We start from the raw sequence: 24552 nt of genomic DNA, 5'->3' as shown, positions 1-24552 counted from the left end.
TTGTATTATATTTAGCTTGAGTATATATTTGGAGGGATTTAAGTGAATTTACCTAAAGAGTTAAAGTATTCTGAAGAGCATGAGTGGGTAAAAATAGAAGATGGTAAAGTTCGTATTGGAATTACTGATTTTGCGCAATCTGAGTTAGGAGATATTGTATTTGTTGAACTTCCAGAAGTAGGAGACGATATTACAGCAGATGAGCCTTTTGGCAGTGTGGAATCTGTAAAAACAGTTTCTGAACTTTATGCACCAATCAGCGGAAAAGTAGTTGAGGTAAATGAAGACCTTGATGATTCTCCAGAATTCGTTAACGAATCACCGTATGAAAAAGCATGGATGATTGTCATTGAACCATCTGACCTTTCAGAAGCGGACAAGCTTATGTCAGTTGATGAATATAAAAAGATGATAACTGAAGAATAATTGATAAAAGAGTGTCCATTTGGTTGATAAAACCTAAGGATGCTCTTTTTTTACAATGAAGTAGAAGTTTAAGACGAGCCTATTCGGGTATCTTAAGAATAAGTGGTAAGGAGGTTATCACATGAATGAACCAAGCATGAAAAAAGTAGACGTTACCGGAAAAATCGAAGGTAAATTAGAAAACGGTGCCATGAACTTATATATGGATGAAGCCGTTGTCGGAAAAATCATCATGAGTGATGAAGGGAAAAACACTTACGAGATGAGCCAAGGGTATGAATTTGAGGACAATAAGGTATTTCGGTATGAAGCGGAACACCCTGAGGACCAAGATAAGTATGTAGAAGGTTGCGACATGGGTTGGTGTTAAAATAGTAAGAATAATTACAATGGCAAATACTCCCATTGCATCAGACCTGGAAAAAAGGTAAAAAAACCTTTTTTTCAGGTCTCCTTTTTTCTGGATTTTTTTTCATTTTATATAATATAATACTTATAGGAGAAGGAGGGATATGAAATGAAGGAAATTCCTATTTACCTAGTTAAATCCAATCAATTAATGATGGTTACTTTAACGGTTTCTGCACTTTTACTACAAAGCTGGCCAATTGTTGCCCTTACTTTAGTACTTGTTCTCATCTCATTGATATTCGGTGGAAAAGCAAATATTGCTTTTATGATTGCTAAGAAACTAAATAAGAAAGACCGTTCTACGGAAGAAACAGAATCGGTTGAGCTTACACGTTTTAATCAAACGATTGCTGCAATTTTATTAGCAATCGGTTTAGGTATTTTACTTGCTGGTCATTGGAGCGGTTGGATTTTAGTAGCGATGGTTACGGTAGCAGCAACGATAGCCTTATTAGGTTTTTGTGTTGGATGCTTTATGTACTTCCAACTGAAAAAAATGCGTTATCAGCTAAAAAAATAAATTCATTTCTTGCAGGCGCTTGGATAACGTATCTAAGCGTCTTTTTTCGGGAATAATCTTGACCGCTCATCCTATTTCCTGTTAATGTAAGTTGTTTAATTCTTTTAACAAGAGTTTTAGGAGTGTTTTTATGAAAGCCCACTTATTTGATTTACTACGGCAAAAAAGTGCCCTTGTTTATATTATAATTGTTCTTTTTTGTATTTCTTCCTTAATCTTTGTGAATCACAACTATTCATTTTATAATCAGCCTATAGCCAAAGTAATTGAAACGAACCTACTAGATACGACCGAAGTGGTTGATATGTTTGAAAATGAAGACCGTTTATTTACTCAGCATATCGTAGCTAAGGTGATGAACGGAGATGAAAAAGGCCAGCTTATCCACTTAACAAATGAATATTCGTTATCTGGTGCATATGACCATGAATTTAAAGTAGGTCATGAACTTTTTGTATGGATTGAAGAAGGAGATACAAATTTAACTGGCGCCATACAAGATGTAAAACGTGATAAATATGTGGTGTTTGTCGCTTGGATTTTTATCTTTACATTACTGATTGTTGGGAAAAAACAAGGTTTGTTTTCTATTATTAGTTTACTAGTGAATGCTGTGTTGTTATCTTTTGCGCTAGATGTTTACTTGAAAACGTCAAACATAAGCCTTGTCTTTATATGTGGTATAGCTGTTATTTTATTTACTGCGATTTCATTACTGCTCGTTAATGGCTTTCATGAAAAAACCTATGCTGCGGTCATCGCAACCATCGTCGGAACGTTTACATTGTTATTCATAACTTATCTTGTCATGTGGCTCACTTCTGATAGTGGACTACGATACGAAGAAATGCAATTTTTGACGAGACCACATCAAATGGTCTTTATGGCAGGTGTGTTAGTAGGTACATTAGGAGCAGTAATGGATGTTGCGATTACGATGTCATCTTCTATATTTGGTCTGTATGAAAAGAACCATAATATCAGTGTAAAAGCGTTAAAACAATCAGGGATGGAAATTGGCAAAGATATTATGGGAACGATGACTAACATTCTATTTTTTGTATATATAAGCGGGTCGATTCCAATGCTTATCCTTTACTTTAATAATGCTTCTCCCCTTGGCTTTACTTTATCTATGAATCTTTCTTTGGAGATGGCTAGAGCTCTTGCAGGAGGAATTGGGATCGTATTAACGATTCCGATTGGACTTTACATTTCGATTTACTTTGTGAAACAAAAGAGGGCCAGAATATGAATGTGATATTAGCGCTTATTTTATTTATTTTGATGGTCATGGTTGGAGGCGAAAAAGGAGCAAGGTCTTTTATTGCTATCTTTTTTAACTTTGGTGTTCTTTTTCTTACGATTCTTTTTATGACCCATCCGAATGCAAACCCAATTCTATTAACAATTATAGCTTGCGCAGCAATAAGTTTTATTAGTTTATTTTTTATAAATGGAATTAATGTAAAAACAATTACAGCATTCATGTCAACGGTAATAACGATTGTTCTTTTACTTCTGTTCATCTTCCTAATTAATAAAAACGTACTGATTCAGGGATTCGGTGAAGAAGAGATAGAAGATCTAACTGTGTTTTCGCTTTACATCGGAGTGGATTTTGTGAAAATTGGTGCTTCAATGATTATTATGAGTACAATAGGCGCTATTATTGATATTGCGATTTCGATTGCCTCTCCTATGCGCGAAATTTATGCTCATAATACCTCAATAACGAGAAGAGAGTTATTCTCTGCTGGCATTAGTATAGGAAGAGATATATTAGGAACGAGTGCGAATACGATATTTTTTGCGTTCTTCGGAAGTTATATGGCGTTGCTGATATGGTATAAAGATTTATCCTATTCTTTTGGGCAAATCATTAATTCTAAAATATTTAGTGCAGAAATGATTACTATATTTTGTGCGGGTATTGGTATAGCATTGACGATACCAATTACAGCTGCGATTACCGCCTATTTTTTAGTCAGTAGAGTGGGACATAACTAGATGAAATAGCAACAATTTCGCTCATTCATTTGAGTCCGAAACGAAGGTGAAATATAACCTTGTGTTTCGGATTTTCTTTGTTATTTTAAGATATCAAATTACTGTGTGAATAATTTGATAAATTAAATAATTACCAATAATAAAAGTATTTCAATAAAGTGAAAATCATTGACAGTAAAAAAATAACCATGCTATTATTCTCACATAATTATCAGATGAAAACTCATTGATTTTTTGCGGTTATAAATATAAGTAGATTAATAGGAATACTAAGGTTTGTGTAGATTGGGGGGATAGACTTGATTTCAATACAAGGAATTCGGAAGTTGTTTGAAACGAAAGACGGTATCGTAACAGCGATTGACCATGTTGATTTAACGATTCAAGAAGGAGAAATCTATGGAATCATTGGTTATAGTGGTGCTGGTAAAAGTACATTAATACGAATGCTTAACTGTTTAGAACGTCCAACAAGCGGGACGATAACGATTGGTGATAAAGAGCTATCGAGCTTAAAAGGGTCTAAGTTACGAAAAGCCCGACAAGAAATAAGTATGATTTTCCAGCATTTTAATTTGTTATGGTCGGGAACGGTCAGAGAAAATATTTCGTTTCCGCTTGAAATTGCAGGTATCCCAAAGGAAGAGCGGAATGCAAGAGTGGACGAGTTAATTACGTTAGTTGGTCTTGAAGGGCGTGGCGAATCTTATCCTTCCCAATTAAGTGGTGGCCAAAAACAACGCGTAGGGATTGCAAGGGCACTTGCAAACCGTCCTAAGGTATTGCTTTGTGATGAAGCTACGTCTGCACTTGACCCGAAGACCACCGATTCAATCTTAGAGCTACTTGTTGATATTAATCAAAAGCTTGGATTAACGATTGTGTTAATTACTCACGAAATGCATGTGATCCAAAAGATATGTAACCGTGTTGCTGTCATGGAGGCTGGTAATGTAGTAGAAGAAGGTCAGGTTCTTGATGTGTTTCGCAATCCTCAAAAGAATATAACAAAAGATTTTGTGAAACAAGTTACAGAATCCGGCGATATGGAAGATGTCATTAACACTCTTGTAAAAAACAATCCTTCCGGAGTAATTGCCAAAATAAGTTTTGTTGGTGAAAAAGCAGAACAACCGTTTATGACGATGTTAATTCGCCATTTTGATGTTGATGTCAATATCCTTCAAGGGAAAATTACACAAACGGTGGATGGTTCTTACGGTACTTTGTTTGTTAGGCTTGACGGAGAAATTGATGAAGTAAATAGAGCGATTGCTTACATCGGTGAACAGAACATCGATGTGGAGGTGATAACAAGTGGGAACTAAACTATTACCTAATGTCAGATGGGAAAATATCTGGGAAGCAACGATTGAAACGCTAAGTATGACTTTTGTTTCGGTTCTATTAACTGCATTTTTCGGAATTATTCTTGGGTTGTTATTGTTTTTAACCGCTAAGGGAAACCTTTGGGAAAATCGTCCAGTCTATACTGTTACTGCGATGTACGTCAATGTCTTTCGTTCCATCCCATTTATTATACTTATCATTTTACTGATACCACTTACGAAGTTCTTTGTAGGAACGATATTTGGATGGAAGGCGGCAATTCCGGCGCTCGTCTTTGGAGCAGCGCCTTTTTATGCAAGGATGGTTGAAATCGCATTACGCGAAATTGATAAAGGTGTTATTGAAGCAGCGCAATCGATGGGTGCTTCACATTTCCAAATTATTTATAAGGTACTTCTTCCTGAATCAAAGCCAGCATTAATATCAGGGATTACAGTTACATCTATTGCGCTTGTTAGTTATACGGCAATGGCGGGCTTTATTGGAGCCGGAGGTCTTGGCTATATTGCGTTTATGGATGGGTACCAACGAAATAATTGGGATATAGTATGGGTGGCAACAATCACAATCTTAGTCATCATTTTCATCATCCAATGGATTGGTGATTTTTACACAAATAAAACAGATAAAAGATAGGAAAAAGGAGAGAAACATCATGAAAAAGTTAGTAGGTCTAGTAAGTGCAGCTTTATTATCTCTTACACTTGTTGCTTGTGGACAAGGAGAAGAAATTGTTGAAGAACAACAAACAGGTACACCCGAAGTAGAAGAAACGGAAGAGGCTCCGGTTGCTGAAGAGGTAACTCTTATTGTTGGTGCAACGAATGTTCCTCACGCTGTTATTTTAGAGCAAGCTCAACCCCTTTTAGCAGAGCAAGGAATTACATTACAAATTGAAAGATTCCAAGACTATGTTATGCCAAACCGTGCGTTAGATGAAGAAGCACTTGATGCAAACTACTTCCAGCACATCCCGTATTTAGAGGCTCAAATCGCTGACCATGGCTATGAGTTTGTTAATGCTGGTGGAATTCACATTGAGCCAATCGGTGTTTATTCTCAAGAGTACACAAGCCTTGATGAGTTACCTGAAGGAGCTCAAATTATTATGAGTGATTCATTTACGGACCATGGACGTATTTTATTAATGCTTGAAGAAAAAGGGTTAATTACGTTAGCTGAAGGTGTTGGCCTTGGCGCACAATTAGATGACATTATTGAAAATCCTAAAAACTTAGATTTCAAAGCGAACATTGACGCAAGTATGCTTTCTCAAGCTTATTTACAAGGCGAAGGCGACGCAGTATTAATTAACTCTAACTATGCCATTGATGCTGGTTTAAACCCGCTTGAAGATGCAATTGCAATTGAAAGTGGAGAGAACAATCCTTATGTGAACATCATTACAGTTCGTACGGGTGATGAAACTCGTCCAGAAATTCTTACGTTAATTGAAGTGTTACGCTCTCAAGAAATCCAAGATTTCATTATTGAAGAGTGGGGCGGTTCAGTCGTTCCTGTAACAGAATAATTGCTTAATCCAACAGTCCTTAGGGCTGTTGGATTTTTTTATCGATATGATCGGGACGTGTTTGATACCATATAATCATGTTAATTAATACATGTTTTTACTAGGTGACTGCCATACTACTAGTGTAATACATAAATTATGATGAGGTGAGCGTATGGACCAGCAACAACAAGACATGAACATGATTGAAATGGCATTGCAAGATTATAAAGAAGGCTTAGGCACGTTTACGCAAAAGATGCCTAAGATTGCACAAAAGTATAATGCGTTTACAGAAGAGTGTTTTAAGGAAGGAAAGCTTTCTCAAAAAATGAAGCAGTTAATCGCCCTTGGCATTAGCATTAATGCACAAGATGAATATTGCATTATTTATCATACAAAAGGCTGCTTGGACCAAGGTTGTTCTGAGGATGAAATCCTTGAAGCAATTGGTGTAACCGCAGCATTTGGTGGGGGCGCGGCGATGAGCCAGGCTGTTACATTAGTTCAGGATGCAATTTCTGAGTTGCAATCCTCGAATATGAAACAATAGTAAGGTATACGAAGATTATCAAAGTAAACATATAATATACGCCTGTGAGTTTTTCTGACGCTCCGTTCTTTGTTCTTTGTGAGGAAATATAACGATATTTGACGGTTGGGTCAATAATCAGACCGTGGTATCATTTTCTTGTGAGAAAAAAGAAGGGATTGATTTATTATTAGCGTCAAGATTAACACAACTCATACGAGCGAAATGGAAAAAGCAATGCAGCAATCACACGGAATAGGATATGCCGATTATAACCGCAGTCTAGAAAAACGACTAGAGGTTGAAAAAGCTCGTGAGAAAGACCATCAACAAAGTAAAAAAATCATTGCCGTTTAAAACTGTTACTTAGGCTTATGACAAGTAACATTCGGATAGCATGATAAGGAATGTCCTTCATTTATTGAAATGAAGGGCATTTCTTATGAATGTTTCGTTTTATAGCGTGGGGAGATGGGAACTAAGGGAGAGCGAATAGCGCGGAGCCTTTGTGAACGCCTAAGGAAGCTGAAGCAAGGTGGTAAGGTCGTTCATCGGTTGAATGAACGACCCAAGGAAGCTGAAACGAGTATTAAAAGTCGTTCATAGCGCGAATGAATGCCCTAAGGAAGCTGAAACGAGTGTCAAAGGTCGTTCATAGTGCGAATGAACGCCCTGAGAAAGCTGAAGCAAGGTGGTAAGGTCGTTCATCGGTTGAATGAACGCCCAAAGGAAGCTGAAACGAGTATTAAAAGTCGTTCATAGCGCGAATGAACGCCCAAAGGAAGCTGAAACGAGTGTCAAAGGTCGTTCATAACCTGGATGAACGCCCTGAGGAAGCTAAAGGGATTGCCAAATGTCGTTCATAACCTGGATGAACGCCCTGAGGAAGCTAAAGCGATTGCCAAATGTCGTTCATAGCACTTATGAACGACCGAAAGAAGCATGAACCCGAGTACGTAGTCATTCATAAGCTGACGAAAGCGAAAGAAAATCAAAAATGGTATATGCAAAAGAGTACGAAAGTTAGTTTTATAAGAAGCAAAATCATCCATTGCATAAGGCTAGTAAAGATAGAAGAAACTACATATGTTATGCGTCAACTCGTTTATAAATAGTGACTTTTTATACATATTCCTTTCGTAAGTGTGTTAATCGAGTCACAAACCTTGAACTAAGATTGGAAATAGTTTAAGATTGTAATGAGAATAGATTGAGAATAACTAAAATATGTAAAGTGCGAAATAGATACTGCACGAATTTGATAAAAAAATGGAGGGTGTCACAATGTCAGTACCATATTTAAAGATTGAAAACCTTAGTGTAGCAATTGAGGGGAAAGAAATTCTAAAAGATTTTAGCCTTGAAGTAAAAGGTGGAGAAATTCACGCAATCATGGGGCCAAACGGAACAGGTAAATCAACGTTAGCTTCTGCGTTAATGGGTCATCCAAAATATGAAGTAACAGCTGGAACTGTTGAATTCAACGGTGAAAATTTACTTGAAATGGAAGTAGACGAGCGTGCACAAGCAGGTTTATTCCTTGCTATGCAATATCCAAGTGAAATTAGTGGAATTACAAACGCAGATTTCCTACGTTCAGCGATTAATGCAAAAAAAGAAGAAGGCGATGAAATCTCGTTAATGAAATTCATTCGTGAGCTAGATAAAAAGATGGATACGCTTGAAATGAACCAAGAGTTCGCACAACGTTATTTAAACGAAGGCTTCTCTGGTGGAGAGAAAAAGCGTAACGAAATTCTTCAGCTAATGATGCTTGAGCCAAAAATTGCAATCCTTGATGAAATTGATTCAGGTTTAGATATTGATGCTCTTAAAGTCGTTTCAAAAGGTGTAAATGCAATGCGCGGAGAAGAGTTCGGCTGTTTAATCATTACTCACTATCAGCGTTTACTAGATTACATTACTCCTGATAAAGTTCATGTAATGATGCAAGGACGTATCGTAAAATCAGGTGGAGCAGAACTAGCAGAGAAACTAGAAGCTCAAGGGTATGACTGGATTAAAGAAGAGCTAGGAATCGAAGACGAAAAAGTTCAAGCATAACGCGGCAAGGAGGGGTATGAATGTCAGTGCAAACCAAATTAACATTCGATCAAGATTACATTAAAGAGTTCTCTAAAGGCCGCGGTGAACCTGAATGGTTATTGAACCTGCGACTTTCGGCTTTAGAGGCGATTGAAAATACAGAGTTACCAAAACCGGACAAAACAAAAATTGATAAATGGAATTTCACAACATTCGAACACCAACAAGGTGGAAAAGAACTCGTTGGTTCTGTTTCTGAACTACACGAAGAAGTTCAAGCCTTAATTGGTGAAGAAAGCGATGAGCAAAATCTATTTATTTTAAAAGACGCAACGGTTGTTTTTGAAAAAGTAAGTAAGGAACTTCAAGAAAAGGGAGTTATCTTTACTGATATTGCGACTGCTGTGCGTGACCATAGTGATTTAGTTGAAAAGTATTTCATGAAGGATGCTGTTCAACCAAGTGAAAACAAGTTAACGGCACTTCATGGTGCATTAGTGAACGGTGGAGTATTTATCTACGTTCCTAAAAACACTGAGGTGACTGTTCCGCTACAAGCGATTTATTGGTTAGGCCAAGCAAATAGTGGAATGTTTAATCATGTGATTATCGTGGCTGAAGATAATAGTACAGTCACTTATTTAGAAAACTACGTATCCTTTACTAAAGATACTGCTGGAGTTGCCAACCTAGTTGCTGAAGTATATGCAGGAGCTGGTGCAAAAGTATCCTTTGGTGGCGTAGATAACTTAGCTAACGGAGTGACAACATATGTTGTTCGCCGTGCTCATGTTGGTCGAGATGCTAGAGTAGAATGGGCACTTGGTCAAATGAATGATGGAAACACGGTTTCAGATAACACCACTCACCTCATTGGTGATGGTTCATGGGCGGATACCAAAACCGTTACCATTGGAACTGGAACACAAAAACAAAACTTCACGACTCAAATATTCCATCACGGTAAAAACTCTGAAGGGTATATTTTAAAGCATGGTGTTATGCGTGATGAAGCCAGCACAATTTTTAATGGTATTACAAAAATTGAGCATGGTGCGACGAAGTCTAATGGTGAGCAAACAGAGCGTGTCTTAATGTTAAGTGAAAAAGCACGTGGTGATGCAAATCCGATCCTTCTCATCGATGAAGATGATGTAACAGCAGGTCATGCAGCTTCAGTAGGGAGAATTGATCCTCTACAAATGTACTACTTAATGAGTCGAGGTATTCCAAAAATTGAAGCGGAGCGCTTAATCATTCATGGGTTCTTGGCCCCAGTTGTAAATCAACTTCCAATTGAGTCTGTTAAAGACCGTTTACGTGAAGTGATTGAAAGGAAAGTTAAGTAATGAATGTAAAAGAGGTTCGTAAACATTTTCCGATACTTGACCAAGAAGTAAATGGTCGACCTCTTGTTTATTTAGATAGTGCCGCAACATCACAAAAACCTTTGAAAGTGATTGAGGCACTTGATGATTACTATCGTCGTTATAATTCAAATGTACACCGTGGGGTGCATACACTTGGAACGCTAGCGACAGACGGGTATGAAGGAGCGCGTGAAAAAGTTCGTGCTTTTATCAATGCCAAGTCTACTGAAGAAATCGTGTTTACTCGAGGAACGACAACCGCACTTAACCTAGTTGCATCGAGTTATGGACGTGCTACTGTTAAAGAGGGCGATGAGATTATTATTACTCCGATGGAACATCACAGTAATATTATCCCATGGCAACAAGTAGCTAAAGCAACAGGAGCTACACTGAAGTATATTCCTCTTCAGGAAGATGGTTCCATTGCTTTATCTGATGTAGAAGCTACAATTACAAATAACACAAAGATTGTCTCTGTGATGCAAGTGTCAAATGTACTTGGGGCGATTAATCCAATTAAAGAAATTGCTGCGGTTGCTCATAAACATGGTGCTGTTATGGTTGTTGATGGAGCTCAAAGTACACCGCACATGAAGGTTGATGTGCAAGACTTAGATTGCGATTTCTTTGCTTTCTCTGGTCATAAAATGGGTGGACCAACTGGAATTGGTGCTCTTTATGGCAAAAAAGAATTACTTCAGAACATGGAGCCGATTGAGTTTGGTGGAGAAATGATTGATTTTGTAGGACTACAAGAATCAACATGGAAAGAGCTGCCTTGGAAGTTTGAAGGTGGTACACCAATTATTGCAGGCGCGATTGGGCTAGGGGCAGCTATAGACTTTTTAACTGAAATTGGCTTAGATGAAGTATTAGCTCATGAACATGAACTTGCTGAATATGCTATGGAGAGAATGTCTGAAATCGAAGGCTTAACGATTTTTGGGCCGAAAAAACGCGCAGGACTTGTTACGTTTAATATTGATGATGTTCATCCACATGATGTAGCAACGGTGTTAGATGCTGAAGGAATAGCGGTTCGAGCTGGGCATCATTGTGCGCAACCATTAATGAAGTGGTTAAATGTCACAGCGACTGCTCGCGCTAGCTTTTATTTATATAACACAAAAGAGGAAATCGACACCCTCGTTACTGGTTTATTAAAAACAAAGGAGTATTTTGGCGATGTCTTTAGGTAATAATCTCGACACACTGTACCGACAAGTCATAATGGATCATTATAAAAACCCAAGAAATAAGGGAGAGTTTGAGGGTGATTCATTAACAGTAAACATGAATAATCCGACATGCGGTGACCGTATCCAGTTACAAATGAAGGTTGAGGACGGAAAAATCTCAGGTGCTAAATTTGTTGGAGAAGGTTGTTCGATTAGTATGGCTTCCGCTTCCATGATGACTCAAGCTGTAAAAGGACTTGAAGTGAAAGAAGCTTTAACGATGGCCGACATCTTTTCTGATATGATGCTTGGGAAAGATTATGATGATTCGACATTTGACTTAGGTGATATCGAGGCGTTACAAGGTGTTGCAAAATTTCCAGCACGGATAAAATGCGCGACATTGGCGTGGAAAGCCATGCAAAAAGGCCTCGAAAGCCAAGACGAGTAGTACAATTTAAAGGAGGGTTTCAACATGGCAAAGAAAATGCCTGATATCGGGGAATATAAATACGGATTTAAAGACAAAGACGTTTCGATTTTCCGTTCGAAAAAAGGGTTAACGAAAGAGATCGTAGAAGAAATTTCAAAAATGAAAAGTGAACCTGAGTGGATGCTTGATTTTCGTTTGAAATCTCTTGAACAATTTTATAAAATGCCAATGCCTCAATGGGGCGGTAACTTAGCAGATTTAAACTTTGATGACATTACGTATTATGTAAAGCCATCAGAGAGATCAGAGAAATCTTGGGATGAAGTTCCTGAGGAAATTAAAAATACGTTTGATAAGCTTGGAATTCCAGAAGCAGAACAAAAGTATCTTGCTGGGGTATCTGCGCAATATGAGTCTGAAGTTGTCTATCACAACATGCGTGATGACCTTAAAGATTTAGGGATTATTTTTGAAGATACAGACACGGCTCTCCGTGATCATGAGGAAATCTTTAAAGAGTACTTCGGTACAGTAATTCCTCCATCTGATAACAAGTTTGCAGCATTAAACTCAGCAGTATGGTCTGGTGGTTCATTTATTTACGTACCAAAAGGCGTTAAATCTGAAACTCCTTTACAAGCTTATTTCCGTATTAACTCTGAAAACATGGGTCAATTCGAGCGTACGCTAATTATTGCTGATGACGATAGCCATGTACACTATGTAGAAGGTTGTACGGCTCCAGTTTATTCAACAAACTCACTTCATAGTGCAGTTGTTGAAATCGTTGTTAAGAAAAACGCGTATTGCCGTTATACAACAATTCAAAACTGGGCACCAAACATCTTTAACCTTGTAACAAAACGTGCGGTTGCGTACGACCATGGGACAATGGAATGGGTTGATGGTAACATCGGTTCGAAGCTTACGATGAAATACCCTGCTGTTATCTTGAAAGGTGAAGGCGCAAAAGGAACGGTTCTTTCGATTGCGATTGCTGGTAAAGGCCAACATCAAGATGCAGGTGCGAAAATTCATCACCTTGCACCAAACTGTTCTTCCACTATCATCTCGAAGTCAATTTCAAAGCAAGGCGGTAAAGTAACATACCGTGGTATTTCTCACTTTGGCCGTAAATCACAAGGATCAAAAGCTAAAATTGAGTGTGATACGTTAATTATGGATAATGAATCGACGTCTGATACAATTCCATACAATGAAATTTTAAATAACAACATCACGCTTGAGCATGAAGCGACAGTTTCTAAAGTTTCTGAAGACCAATTGTTCTATCTTATGAGCCGTGGACTTTCAGAAGAAGAAGCAACTGAAATGATCGTAATGGGATTCATTGAGCCATTTACAAAAGAACTTCCAATGGAATATGCGGTTGAGATGAACCGTTTAATCAAGTTCGAGATGGAAGGTTCTATCGGTTAATAAGAAAAACCCTTTAAATACTATGAGTTTGACAATTTATAAAAAGTGAAAAAATATAAGGCATGCGGATATCGTGCCACATTTATTTTTATCTTTAAGAGTAGGAGGCGAACTATTGCAGTTCGTCTTCTTTTTTGATCCACCAAACGCAAAAAAAGATCTTCAAAAAGCAAATACCTTATTTGATGGTTAAAGATTTATCTAACAGAGTTTACTAATGTGAAGCATCACAGGTCATGTACTAAAAGTAGTACTGTATCTCAATAAGCAAGGTGGTCTTCTCAATAATAATATTTACTATATTTATTGAGTTTTTTGTCGTAATTTTTATTTTAATCGAGTATAGTAACAGTTAATATTATAAAGTAAATATATATTACCTAGGAGGTTAAGTGTGGAAAATTACTTAGAAGCTTTATTGTTAAACATGCTTTTTTTAGTTGTTTTTTTACTATTTATTCCTCACTTAATAGAAACTAATTTTAATAATTTATCTACTAGTCAAAAAAAGGGTATCAAATTTATTTCTGTCCTAATAGCAGTAATAAGTTGTATGTTATTCCCATTTACAATACGAGATGAAATATTAATGGATTTACGAACTGTTGCAATAGTATTTGGTGGATTATATCTAGGTAAAATGGCAAGTGTTTTACTAGTTTCTATTTTTATATTCCTTCGATTCTATTTAAGTAGCGGATTAGGAAGTGGATTTTATGCATCAGTAATTGCAATTCTAGGAATATTATTTTTGTTATTACTTATTTCAAATTCATTCGAAAAGGCTTCAAAAGAAAAAAGAATAGTAATTGCCTGTAGTATTTCTTTGTGTATTAGTACATCAGTCTTATTGATAAGAGGTTTGCTATTCAATCATTTAATCATTACTGATGATTTTAAACTAGTACTTACTTTTTATTCCATTCATTTTATCAGTACTTTTTTTATTTTTTATTTTTATGAAATGATAAGAGAAACAGCATATGTTAATAATCGTATAATTAATGCTGAAAAGTTAGAGATTGTCAGTCATCTGGCTTCAAGTATATCTCACGAAGTACGAAATCCTCTAACTGTTGTGAAAGGTTTTCTGCAAATGATAAATCAAAATGGTTTGAAAGAAGATAAAACAAGGTTTTATATTGATTTATCTCTGCAAGAGATAGATAGGGCAAATGATATCATAGAAAATTATTTAACTTTTGCAAAGCCAGCACATCAAGAACATCAAAATATAAACATAAAGGAGGTAGTAGAGCATTCTCTAAATGTTATAACTCCTCTTGCAAATATGAATTGTGTGAATTTACAATCTAAAGTCGATTTATGTTACATAAAAGGAGACTTGCTGCTTTTACAACAATGCTTATTAAATATTACAAAGAATTGCATTGAGGCAATGCCTAACGGTGGGGAGCTTGATATACGAGTTGGAAAAATTAATGGTGATACTGTTATTGAAATTGCTGATAATGGCAAAGGAATGACGGATGAACAACTTCAGAGAATTGGAGAACCTTTTTATACTACTAAAGGTAGAGAAGGGACAGGTCTTGGAATGATGGCAGTAATAAAAATTATTGACATTATGAACGGTAAACTGAAGGTTACTAGTAAGATAGACGAAGGAACCAAATTTGAAATTAAATTTCCTAGTGTACGTTAACTTCTATTTTGCAAGTTTGTAGTTAATATAAGGAAAGGTAACAAATTTGGAACTTATGAATAGAGAGAAGTTTGAAGGGGTGAATCCTAATACATTTCTTAGAATTATACTTTAAAAGAATGTATATAAAAATATCAAGAATGATGATAGCTTCCAACGAGTTATTGTTTATGATGGTGTAATAAATATGCCCATATTTACTAAATTTATTTTCCTAAACATAGTCATCTGCATAGGATATATAGGAACATAAATAGACTTTGGAGGAGAAAAGAAATGTACCATCAACAGGGCTACCAGTATCAGGGGTATCAACCTTTGAATGCTCAAAGCGCAAACTGGACTAACCAGCAGGCATCTTATAACAACTGGAATAATCAGAATCCCTATTATTATCGAAACAGTCAGTCGAGCGATTATGGCTCACGGCCATTTGTTATTGATATGAAGAAGGTAACAAAGGCAAATAATACGTTCCGGACGGCGCTATGGACAGGAACTCATTTACAACTGACTTTAATGAGTATTGGTGTTGGGGAGGATATTGGGTTAGAAGTACATCCGCACCTTGACCAATTTCTTCGTATAGAAGAAGGGCAAGGATTAGTTCAGATGGGGGACAGTAAAGAGAGGTTAGATTTTCAGCAGAACGCCTTTGAAAATACGGCTATTTTTGTGCCTGCTGGAAAGTGGCATAACTTAACGAATACGGGGAATATACCATTAAAGCTCTACTCTATCTACGCGCCACCTGAACATCCGTATGGCACTGTTCATCAAACAAAACAGATCGCTATGGCCGCGGAAGAAAGGAACTACTAAAAAATGTGAAAGAGGGTGGGACAAAAGGTTATACTGAACCTTTTTCCCCATCCTCTTAATGGTTTTCAATTTTTGATTTTAATAACGCAATGATTTCTTTGTTTTGTTGGTTGTTTTTTCTTAGATTTCCATCAATAGAAAGACAAGTAATGGCTATTACAACAACTCCGATTACTACGACAAATTCCAAATGAGTAGCCCCTTTTCTCCATTAACATAATTGAATTCTTGATATCCTCACTATAACTTCTTTTTATTAAAGGACGATAGTACCCATTCACGAACTACATCTATTGAATTATGTGAGGTGTTTGAGCCATTGATGATAACATCGGCATACCATTTTAAAGGCTCTACAAACTCGTTATGACGATGCCTTACAAGATCAAGGTATTCTGAGGATATTTCTTCAAAGGTTTCCTCGTGTATATCTCTTTTTACTCTCCTCACTAATCTCTCATCTGATGGGCAATCCACAAATATCTTCAAATCAAGTTTCTCTCTGACTTCCTTAAAATACAAAACCATTAACCCTTCAATAATCACGACATCAAACAGCTTAGATAAAACTACCTGAGTGATATCTCGGTGTAATATTTCAATATCAATGGAAGTTGGATGGTCATAATCAGCGTATTGCCTTCCGTTATATGGGGCCGTTACTATCGGCTTTACTTCTTTAAAGTAATCGTCCGAGGATAGAGTTTTAACGTTAAATGAATGTAGACTTTTTGCTAAATGATTTGAAAAAGTGGTTTTCCCACTTCCAGAACCACCTGAAATTCCAATGACAATGCAGTGGTCTTTTTTCATAGGGTATCTCCTCGTCAAGAAATAGCTATGTAAATCTCAATTTTTCCAGTGGGATAATACTTCTCAAAATCAAAAGAGTAAGCTCTTTTCAATGTACCCGATTGTTCAAGGTTCCATATTTCTTTCCATGTGTTTATAATCCCCTGTTCATCTTTTGTGTCCACGTTAAATATTTTATATTTTGCGGAGTCCGGAATTTCTATTGAAGGTTCGTCCTTGCTATCTTCTATCGCTATACTTAACGTGTAATCACCTTGATAATTGCTCTCATAATTATGATAGACTCCATAAATAATTGAATCAGGAGTAGTTATTCGCTTATAAGCATCCTCCCATAATCCAGTAATTTTTTGCATCACTAGATTATCGTTAAAATTATTTGTGCGCACGCTATTGATAATTGTTAGTTTCATCCGTGTTATCACTCCAAGCTAAATGTATTTAAGTTATAATTCTTTCAACTATCTTATTTTCCTTCTTTTTCCTTTTGATTTTTGTTGAAATAGTACAGAGGCTACTTGAATCTTTTTGCAAGTAGGAGACGTCTCATATGATAAAGGAGGTAATGACATATGAAAAAAAGTATACATGGTGTAATCTTATCACTGCTTTTATTGACTCTCATAGGTTGTAACACGCAAGGTGCTGAAGTGGATGAGGCAAGTCCATTTTATACAGGAGAAATTACGATTGTATCAGGGAGTTCTATTCATGTTGAAGGAAAATCGGAAGTATATGACTCCCCAGAGTTTGTTTTTCATACAGATGACAATACAGCAATTACAAACGAGACCAATGATACTTTTTCGATCGTGGATTTAAGCAAAGGTCAAAAGGTGCTAGTATGGGTTGAGAAAGAGGCGCCGGTGATGGAAAGCTATCCTCCACAAGTGACTGCGCTAAAAATAAAAGTTACAAATTGAACGTAGACTGGTTGTGCTGATATAATATAGCTAACAAATGGTAAAGGAGAATTCAAATGATAAGGATAGGCTTAACAGGCTGGGGCGACCATGATGATTTATACCCGCATGGGTTAGCAGCTTCAGATAAATTGAACGAATACAGTAAGCACTTTTCTATCGTTGAAGTTGATTCTTCCTTTTATGCTGTACAACCGACTCGAAATTATCAAAAGTGGATTCGGGATACTCCCGAGTCCTTTCAATTTATTGTGAAAGCTTATCAAGGAATGACAGGTCATTTAAGAGGAAAGTCTCCTTTTATTGACCAAAGAGAGATGTTTTCGGCATTTAAAGAGTCGATACATCCGTTAGTAGAGGCAGGAAGATTAGCGATGGTGTTATGTCAGTTTCCACCATGGTTTGATTGTAAAAAAGAAAATGTCGCAAAGCTTCGTGACTGTAAAACTAGGCTAGAAGGGTTGCCAGTCGCCCTCGAGTTTCGTCATCAGTCATGGTTTACTCCTTCGTTTAAAGAACAAACCTTGGATTTTATGAAAGAGGAGCAATGGATCCATAGTATATGTGACGAACCGCAAGCAGGACTTGGATCCGTACCAACTGTTTTGGAACCCACTGATTCCGACAAAACCTTAATTCGGTTTCATGGTAGAAATGATAAAGGATGGGTTGCCCCTGGTGATGGGAGCTGGAGAGATGTCCGCTATTTGTATCGCTACTCAAAAGACGAATTGAGCGAATGGGTTAGTCACTTAGAAAAACTAAACGAAAAGACGAAGGAGATTTACGTGTTGTTTAACAATAACTCAGGTGGAGATGCCGCTCAGAATGCAAAAGAGTTGGAGCGTTTATTAGGTCACGAACCACTTCCATTAGCACCACGTCAAATCTCTTTGTTTGATGATTTGAACTAACGCTATGGAATGGATTCTATTATTACTCGTTGGCTTACTGGCAGGAACAATAGGAAGTATCATGGGTCTTGGTGGGGGAATTATTGTTGTCCCAGCACTACTACTTCTTCAAAGTAAACTTCTCATTTTATCTGGGATCACCCCTCAGATTGCTGTCGGAACATCATTGTTCATTATGATTTTTACAGGGTTATCGGCAACTATCTCATATATTAAGCAAAAGCAAGTTGATTTTAAAAACAGTGTATTCTTTTTATGCGGAATGATACCCGGGGTCTTGTATGGTGTTACGTTAAACAAAACGATAGATGTTGATTCCTTTTTAACCTATTTTGGTTTATTTATCATTGGAATTTCGTTTCTCTTTTTACTACCTAGGAAAAATAGTGAGAATGCACAAACGAGCGCGCCCCGTGTCAACTGGATAGTGGCTGTATTGATTTCTTTTGTTGTTGGAACATTTTCGGGGTTATTTGGAATTGGTGGAGGAACGATAATGGTGCCGGCCATGATATTATTGTTTCACTTTTCACCCCATGCAGCTGTGGCTACCTCGATGTTTATGATTATTTTTACATCATTAGTTGGTTCAATCTCTCACTTGATGCTAGGAAATGTTCATTGGCTGTATGCGTGTGTTCTCATTCCAGGAGCATGGGCTGGGGGGAAACTAGGGGCTTTCATTAATAAAAAATTAAAGAATAAAACGCTTGTCATCATGCTACGTATTTTTTTGTGTGTAATTGGTTTGCGTTTAATCATATAGATGGAGAGCGAGAACATGTCCTATAAAAAAAGTTACATTTACCACACGAATGACCTACATAGTGAATTTACGTACTGGCCTAATGTCACTGCGTATATTGAAAAGCAACGAGAAAAACATCAGTTGGATAACGAAGATTATCTATACTTTGATATAGGCGACCATTCGGACCGTTGTCACCCGATTACTGAAGCGACAGAAGGAAAAGCGAATGTTCGACTTCTTAATCAAAGTAAAGTAGATGCTGTAACAATAGGAAATAATGAAGGAATTACATTCTCAAGAGAGCAGCTTGACTGTCTTTATGAAGACCGGCAGTTCGATGTGTTATTAGCGAATTTAAAAACAATGAACGGAGAAAGACCCGAGTGGGTAAAGTCTTATCGAATCGATGAAATGGCTGGTGTAAAAGTAGCATTTATCGGAGTTACCATTCCATACTATCCACTTTATGAAACGCTAGACTGGAAAATTGAAGACCCTTTTGAATTGCTACCTTCGATATTGAAAGACGTAAAGCAGGAAGCCGATGTTGTTGTTCTTCTATCTCATCTTGGACTAGATAAGGACCAAGAGTTAGTAGAGAAGATAGATGGCATTGATTTGATCTTAGGTGCTCATACACATAACCTTTTGCCTACCGGGATGAAAGTGAAAAATACGTTAATTTGCCAAGCGGGTAAGCTCTGTCATCATGTCGGAAAGGTTGCTCTTACCATCGACGAAGAAAATAAGAAGATCAAAGGAATAGAGGCCAGCGTAGTAGACATTCGCAATCATGACCGTTCTGAGGATACAGAACAATTATTAGCCACTCTTGAACGAGAAACTAAAAAGTGGCTTGAAACTCCTATAGCCACGTTACATACATCGTTAACGACAAAGTGGTACGAAGAATCTGCTGGACCGCTTTTTCTTGCAGAATTGCTTAAGGAGTGGTGTAAAACGGATATTAGTATGGTTAATGCAGGAGTATTGTTAGGGGATGTGCCTGAAGGGGAAGTCACAAGAAAAATGATTCATAGTCTTTGTCCACATCCGATTAACCCGTGTACTGTTGAGATTGAAGGTCGATTTTTACAAGAAGCGATTGAAAAAGCAAGTACGACTGAAATTGAACAACTACACCTAAAAGGGTTAGGGTTCCGTGGAAAAGTGATTGGGAAAATGGTGTATTCAGGGATAGAAGTGAAAATCAACCCAAGCCCAATTGGAGAAAAACAGATTGAAGCAATTACGATTTTAGGTGAGCCTATACAAAAGAACCAAATCTACAAAATTGCTACTTTAGACATGTTCACGTTTGGAAGACTTTATCCGTCGATCACAAAGGCCAAACAGGTGACTTATTTTATGCCCGAGTTATTGAGGGACCTTATAACTTGGAAACTCGCTCAAGAATAGGTGATAGACCAACCTATGCACTCTTTTTAGCTCTCTTTCATAATGTAGTAAAGAAGGAGGATATCAGTCTAAAAAGGAGTGAAGTATTGATGCTAGAAATGACACCGATTACGATTGAAGGTAAATCGTTTATTGCAGTTACGTTAAAACTTCCCAAAACGAATTTTATGGCCGTCACAAGTGAAAAAGGGTACATTATGTGCGGCGCACTTGATGTAGCACTTTTCAATGAAAATAAAGCGTTAGTCGAACGTAAAATTGTAGCAGGTAGAGCTCTTGGTGTCCGTACAATAGACCAGTTGCTTGAAGCTCCGTTAGAATCAATTACAAAAGAAGCAGAAGCTCTTGGGGTAACAGTCGGTATGAAGGGTAAAGATGCATTGTTAAAAATGCTTTAGTTTATATGTGAAAGAAACCACCATCATTCACAAATTATGGTGGTTTCTTTGTGTGGAATAAAGTATAATTTTACTAACAATTGTTGCTATAAAAAGGAGAAAGCATTATCATCATACGAGGGATAGGATGAAACTGCATGAGATTAATCGAGACGAGGTTAGTTAAAGAAGGCTCACTTTTAGCGAAAACAATCTATAACAACAATGATGATATCTTACTCCACGAAGGTGTTTTGTTAACAAGTAGAATGATAGAACGACTTTGTGAACTTGGTGTAGCATACATAAACATACATGATAGCCTAACGGCAGACATAACATCTAGTCACGAGGGAATACATAAGCATACAAGGAAAACAGCATTAGAAGCCATTAAAAAAGAGTTTCATCAGGTGACTGACTCTAAAAGTTTATCGGGTCGCTTGAACAATGAATATCTCGATAAAAATTTTTCCGTAATTATTAAAATGATTTTAGAGGATATATCGAAAAATAAAAATGCGTTGTCAATGATAACCAATGTTGTTCTTCACGATTCTTACATTTTTACACACTCATTAAATGTAACGATTTATACGCTTGGATTAGCGATTCAATTAGGTTTTACAGAAAGACAATTGTATGAAATTGGCTTGGGAGCTATTTTACATGATATAGGTAAAGTACAAATCCCGCTTTCTGTGTTAAATAAAGAAAGTGGCCTGACAGACTTAGAGTATAAAGAAATTAAAGATCACACCGTATTCGGTTATGAAATGATAAAAGATATACCAGGGATGTCATTAATGACTGCTCATTGTGCCTTGCAACATCATGAGAGGTTAGATGGGTCGGGTTATCCATTTGGTCGAACGGAGATTCATCCTTACGCAAAAATCATTGCCGTTTGTGATGTGTTTGACGCCGTAACAACAAACCGTTCTTATCGAAAAGGAATGTTACCTCAAGAGGGACTTGAGTTGTTATATAGCGGGATTGGTACACATTTTGATATAGAAATTGTAGAGGCGTTTAGAGATGTGATTGCTATTTATCCTATTGGATTATCTGTTACATTAAGCGATGGGAGAAAAGCAGTTGTTATTAAACAAAACAAAGAAGTAACGGCAAGGCCTGTTGTGAGAGTCTATGCCGAAAATGGAAAAAAGGTAACGCCATATGATATTAATTTAGTCGAACAAATGAATGTAACCATTGTTCAATGCGGTAAAAATCTTACGGCAAAGCCAATTTTAATCTAAGCAATGAGCGAAACCGCTACTATCTTTTAAAGCCCGTTGTGAGTGGGTTTCTCACAACGGGCTTTGTGGCGAGTGAAGCCAGTGCAGATGTTTTAGCTAGTTTTGTCCCAGCCTCTTATTTTTTATGGATATGTAAATATTTTGGTGGGGATTACCTTAAACCCCAAAGGAGAAGAAAGTATGAGGAGAAAATTATTTGCATTAATTATTGTTACTTTTCTGTTAACGGGTTGTTCTCCTAAGAGTGAACATGAAATAGATTTGAGTTATTTTTATTGGAATGGGAAGACATATGGTCTCGATAAAGAAGACCCAGTAGAAGTAGAAGTGCCAAAAGAAAATATAGGAGAAAAGGTAGGAGAAATACATTTTCAAGTAGTTGAAAGTGATGATAATGACAATAAACAGTTTATCCAAATCCATAATGGTGAAATTACATTAGAAGTCTACTCTATAAAAGGCGAAGACATCGATGAAAAGATTTCTGTTAATCATGTCGTTTATAAAGGTGAAGTAGAGAGAGTTCATGTGGATTGGGTAGATGCTATTTCTTGGGACAAAAAAACATATTATTACGATAGGGAACAAACAGCTTTGATTACTGAACAACATATACATAATGAACTGGGTGAAATCAGTTTTACAGTTACAAATAGTGAGCAAGAAGACAATCCACAGTATCAGTTAAAAGATGGAGAAGCTACCTTTGTACCCGAAGGAACAACTGTTTATTCCATAGTAGATGAAGAAGTAAACAAATATATTTTTGCACAAGGTAAAGTGTATAAGTTGGAAGAATGATCGCAAATAAGGGAAGAAAAGGGTTGCCTATTTAATAATTATACAAGGAATGATAAAATACAATAATGAATCTCTCGTGACGTAGGAGGAGAAAAAGTGAAGCATGGTGAACAAGCCTATTTAGATTTATGTAAGCATGTGATGAATAATGGAACAAAAAAAGAAGATAGAACGGGTACTGGTACCATCTCAACATTTGGGTATCAAATGCGTTTTGACTTAAATGAAGGGTTTCCGTTGCTAACAACGAAACGAATTCCCTTTAAGTTAGTAGCTAGTGAACTTCTTTGGTTTATCAAAGGGGATACCAATATAAAATACCTGTTGCAGCATAATAATAACATTTGGAATGAGTGGGCTTTTAAGAAGTGGGTAGAGAGCAATGATTACAAGGGACCTGACATGACTAATTTTGGTCTGCGCGCTACCCAAGATGAAGAGTTCCGTCTCGAATATGAAAAGCAAATGGACCAGTTTAAAAAGAATATTTTAGAGGACGAGCTTTTTGCTGCCACGTATGGTGAATTAGGAAATGTATATGGGAAGCAGTGGAGAGCGTGGAAGACAACGGCCGGAGAAACGCTTGATCAACTTCAGGATGTAATTGATACGATTAAAGCAAATCCTGATTCTAGAAGACTCATTGTCTCTGCCTGGAACCCGGAGGATGTGCCGACGATGGCATTGCCACCTTGTCATACGCTTTTCCAGTTTTATGTGATTGACGGTAAATTGTCGTGTCAGTTATATCAAAGAAGTGCTGACATTTTCCTAGGAATTCCTTTTAATATTGCGAGTTATGCATTGCTTACGCATTTAATTGCTCATGAGTGTGGTTTAGGTGTGGGAGATTTCGTTCACACGCTTGGAGATGCCCATATTTATACAAATCATATCGAGCAAATTGAAACACAGCTGGCAAGAGAGCCAAAGCCATTCCCGACGATTACTTTAAATATGGAAAAAACGTCAGTGTTCGATTTTGAGCTTGAAGATATTAAGATAGAGGGGTATGAACCTCATCCTGCAATAAAAGCACCGGTTGCAGTGTAGCTAAAGGAGGATTTTGATTTGATTTCATTTATCGTAGCAATGGATAAAAACAATGTAATAGGAAAAGACAATGACTTGCCTTGGAGACTTCCTGCCGACTTAGCTTATTTTAAAAAGGTGACAACAGGCCACGCTATCGTAATGGGAAGAAAAACGTTTGACTCGATTGGAAAGCCCTTGCCAAATCGAGAAAATATAGTAATTACGAGAAATTCAGAGTTTACAATGGAAGGATGTACCGTTCTCCATTCAATTGAGGAGTTTCTCTCCTTGGCTAAGCAACGTGAACAAGAAGAGTTGTTTGTTATCGGTGGCGCAGCCATTTTTAAAGAATTAATGGACAATGTCGATAAATTGTACATTACCTTTATTGATGAGGAAGTAGAAGGAGACACATATTTCCCTGAAATTGACCAAGAGAAGTGGGAATTAGTCTCTGAAGAAAAAGGCATTAAAGATGAAAAAAATGTATATGACTATTATTTCCGGGTGTATGATAGAAAATAATTTAAAATAGCAGGT

29 protein-coding genes are annotated in these 24552 nt (G+C 37.0%); 26 read left to right on the top strand and 3 right to left on the bottom strand.

The genetic code is table 11. From position 1 onward, the window contains the following. Positions 1–42: 42 nt before the first annotated feature. From gcvH to BK585_RS19925, 17 genes are all read left to right on the top strand, one after another. Positions 43–426, top strand: coding sequence for a glycine cleavage system protein GcvH (gcvH, locus tag BK585_RS20005; protein WP_078555686.1), 384 nt, complete (start codon positions 43–45; stop codon positions 424–426). A 121-nt stretch (positions 427–547) separates the two neighbouring features. Beyond that, positions 548–796 (top strand): YusG family protein, encoded by a 249-nt coding sequence (locus BK585_RS20000; protein ID WP_245805875.1) that lies wholly within the window; start codon positions 548–550, stop codon positions 794–796. Positions 797–943: 147 nt separating this feature from the next. Next, the gene (locus tag BK585_RS19995; RefSeq protein WP_078555685.1) at positions 944–1357 is read left to right on the top strand and encodes a DUF4395 domain-containing protein; all 414 of its coding nucleotides are present in this window, start codon (positions 944–946) and stop codon (positions 1355–1357) included. Positions 1358–1487: 130 nt separating this feature from the next. Further along, entirely contained in the window at positions 1488–2612 is a 1125-nt protein-coding gene (locus BK585_RS19990; protein ID WP_078555684.1) for a YibE/F family protein, read from the top strand. Then, positions 2609–3367, top strand: coding sequence for a YibE/F family protein (locus BK585_RS19985; RefSeq protein WP_078555683.1), 759 nt, complete (start codon positions 2609–2611; stop codon positions 3365–3367). The genes BK585_RS19990 and BK585_RS19985 overlap by 4 nt, the downstream gene beginning before the upstream one ends. Positions 3368–3666: 299 nt before the next feature. Next, positions 3667–4695 (top strand): methionine ABC transporter ATP-binding protein, encoded by a 1029-nt coding sequence (locus BK585_RS19980; protein WP_078555682.1) that lies wholly within the window; start codon positions 3667–3669, stop codon positions 4693–4695. Beyond that, on the top strand, positions 4685–5353 hold the full coding sequence (locus BK585_RS19975; RefSeq protein WP_139367600.1) for a methionine ABC transporter permease: 669 nt from the start codon (positions 4685–4687) through the stop codon (positions 5351–5353). Before BK585_RS19980 ends, BK585_RS19975 begins: the two co-directional genes overlap by 11 nt. 19 nt (positions 5354–5372) lie before the next feature. Then, positions 5373–6248 (top strand): MetQ/NlpA family ABC transporter substrate-binding protein, encoded by an 876-nt coding sequence (locus BK585_RS19970; protein ID WP_078555681.1) that lies wholly within the window; start codon positions 5373–5375, stop codon positions 6246–6248. A 154-nt stretch (positions 6249–6402) separates the two neighbouring features. Next, entirely contained in the window at positions 6403–6780 is a 378-nt protein-coding gene (locus tag BK585_RS19965) for a carboxymuconolactone decarboxylase family protein (RefSeq protein WP_078555680.1), read from the top strand. Positions 6781–6984: 204 nt separating this feature from the next. Further along, complete coding sequence (locus BK585_RS25015) at positions 6985–7116, top strand: YuzK family famiily protein (RefSeq protein WP_472924276.1); 132 nt, start codon at positions 6985–6987, stop codon at positions 7114–7116. Between the two features lie 927 nt (positions 7117–8043). Further along, on the top strand, positions 8044–8823 hold the full coding sequence (gene sufC / locus BK585_RS19955; protein WP_078555678.1) for a Fe-S cluster assembly ATPase SufC: 780 nt from the start codon (positions 8044–8046) through the stop codon (positions 8821–8823). A gap of 20 nt (positions 8824–8843) precedes the next feature. Next, positions 8844–10154 carry a Fe-S cluster assembly protein SufD gene (gene sufD, locus BK585_RS19950; RefSeq protein ID WP_078555677.1) on the top strand — a complete coding sequence of 437 codons (1311 nt, stop codon included), beginning with the start codon at positions 8844–8846 and terminating at the stop codon, positions 10152–10154. Continuing rightward, on the top strand, positions 10154–11377 hold the full coding sequence (locus tag BK585_RS19945; protein WP_078555676.1) for a cysteine desulfurase: 1224 nt from the start codon (positions 10154–10156) through the stop codon (positions 11375–11377). Before sufD ends, BK585_RS19945 begins: the two co-directional genes overlap by 1 nt. Beyond that, positions 11364–11807 carry a Fe-S cluster assembly sulfur transfer protein SufU gene (gene sufU, locus BK585_RS19940; RefSeq protein WP_078555675.1) on the top strand — a complete coding sequence of 148 codons (444 nt, stop codon included), beginning with the start codon at positions 11364–11366 and terminating at the stop codon, positions 11805–11807. The genes BK585_RS19945 and sufU overlap by 14 nt, the downstream gene beginning before the upstream one ends. A 24-nt stretch (positions 11808–11831) precedes the next feature. Further along, positions 11832–13229 (top strand): Fe-S cluster assembly protein SufB, encoded by a 1398-nt coding sequence (sufB, locus tag BK585_RS19935; RefSeq protein ID WP_078555674.1) that lies wholly within the window; start codon positions 11832–11834, stop codon positions 13227–13229. 394 nt (positions 13230–13623) lie between these two features. Further along, on the top strand, positions 13624–14895 hold the full coding sequence (locus BK585_RS19930) for an ATP-binding protein (RefSeq protein WP_078555673.1): 1272 nt from the start codon (positions 13624–13626) through the stop codon (positions 14893–14895). Positions 14896–15171: 276 nt separating this feature from the next. Next, positions 15172–15717 carry a cupin domain-containing protein gene (locus BK585_RS19925; RefSeq protein ID WP_078555672.1) on the top strand — a complete coding sequence of 182 codons (546 nt, stop codon included), beginning with the start codon at positions 15172–15174 and terminating at the stop codon, positions 15715–15717. Between the two features lie 55 nt (positions 15718–15772). Here the strand turns inward: BK585_RS19925 and BK585_RS24665 are convergent, their stop codons facing one another. The 3 genes from BK585_RS24665 to BK585_RS19915 are packed head-to-tail and all read right to left on the bottom strand — an operon-like array spanning position 15773 to position 16943. After that, on the bottom strand, positions 15773–15907 hold the full coding sequence (locus BK585_RS24665) for a hypothetical protein (protein WP_281248934.1): 135 nt from the start codon (positions 15905–15907) through the stop codon (positions 15773–15775). A gap of 50 nt (positions 15908–15957) precedes the next feature. Beyond that, entirely contained in the window at positions 15958–16530 is a 573-nt protein-coding gene (locus BK585_RS19920; protein ID WP_078555671.1) for a uridine kinase family protein, read from the bottom strand. Positions 16531–16544: 14 nt separating this feature from the next. Further along, complete coding sequence (locus BK585_RS19915; RefSeq protein WP_078555670.1) at positions 16545–16943, bottom strand: GyrI-like domain-containing protein; 399 nt, start codon at positions 16941–16943, stop codon at positions 16545–16547. Positions 16944–17102: 159 nt separating this feature from the next. Here BK585_RS19915 and BK585_RS19910 point away from each other — a divergent pair, with 159 nt between their 5' ends. From BK585_RS19910 to BK585_RS19870, 9 genes are all read left to right on the top strand, one after another. After that, entirely contained in the window at positions 17103–17453 is a 351-nt protein-coding gene (locus tag BK585_RS19910) for a DUF3221 domain-containing protein (protein WP_078555669.1), read from the top strand. A 56-nt stretch (positions 17454–17509) separates the two neighbouring features. Continuing rightward, positions 17510–18367 (top strand): DUF72 domain-containing protein, encoded by an 858-nt coding sequence (locus BK585_RS19905; RefSeq protein WP_078555668.1) that lies wholly within the window; start codon positions 17510–17512, stop codon positions 18365–18367. Positions 18368–18371: 4 nt separating this feature from the next. Further along, a complete protein-coding gene (locus tag BK585_RS19900) occupies positions 18372–19133 on the top strand; it encodes a sulfite exporter TauE/SafE family protein (protein ID WP_078555667.1) in 762 nt (253 codons plus the stop codon). A 15-nt stretch (positions 19134–19148) separates the two neighbouring features. After that, entirely contained in the window at positions 19149–20537 is a 1389-nt protein-coding gene (locus BK585_RS19895; protein WP_170885659.1) for a bifunctional metallophosphatase/5'-nucleotidase, read from the top strand. Between the two features lie 89 nt (positions 20538–20626). Further along, a complete protein-coding gene (locus tag BK585_RS19890) occupies positions 20627–20935 on the top strand; it encodes a YunC family protein (RefSeq protein WP_170885658.1) in 309 nt (102 codons plus the stop codon). 137 nt (positions 20936–21072) lie between these two features. Then, complete coding sequence (locus BK585_RS19885; RefSeq protein ID WP_078555664.1) at positions 21073–22176, top strand: HD-GYP domain-containing protein; 1104 nt, start codon at positions 21073–21075, stop codon at positions 22174–22176. A gap of 180 nt (positions 22177–22356) precedes the next feature. Beyond that, entirely contained in the window at positions 22357–22977 is a 621-nt protein-coding gene (locus BK585_RS19880; RefSeq protein ID WP_078555663.1) for a hypothetical protein, read from the top strand. Between the two features lie 96 nt (positions 22978–23073). After that, positions 23074–24030 (top strand): thymidylate synthase, encoded by a 957-nt coding sequence (locus BK585_RS19875; RefSeq protein WP_078555662.1) that lies wholly within the window; start codon positions 23074–23076, stop codon positions 24028–24030. Positions 24031–24048: 18 nt separating this feature from the next. Beyond that, on the top strand, positions 24049–24537 hold the full coding sequence (locus tag BK585_RS19870) for a dihydrofolate reductase (RefSeq protein WP_078555661.1): 489 nt from the start codon (positions 24049–24051) through the stop codon (positions 24535–24537). Positions 24538–24552 lie beyond the last annotated feature (15 nt).

The organism is Bacillus alkalicellulosilyticus (genome assembly GCF_002019795.1).
GTDB lineage: Bacteria > Bacillota > Bacilli > Bacillales > Bacillaceae_F > Bacillus_AO > Bacillus_AO alkalicellulosilyticum.
Note: the sequence above shows the minus strand (reverse complement) of the source record. Positions and strands in the feature narration are given on the sequence as shown.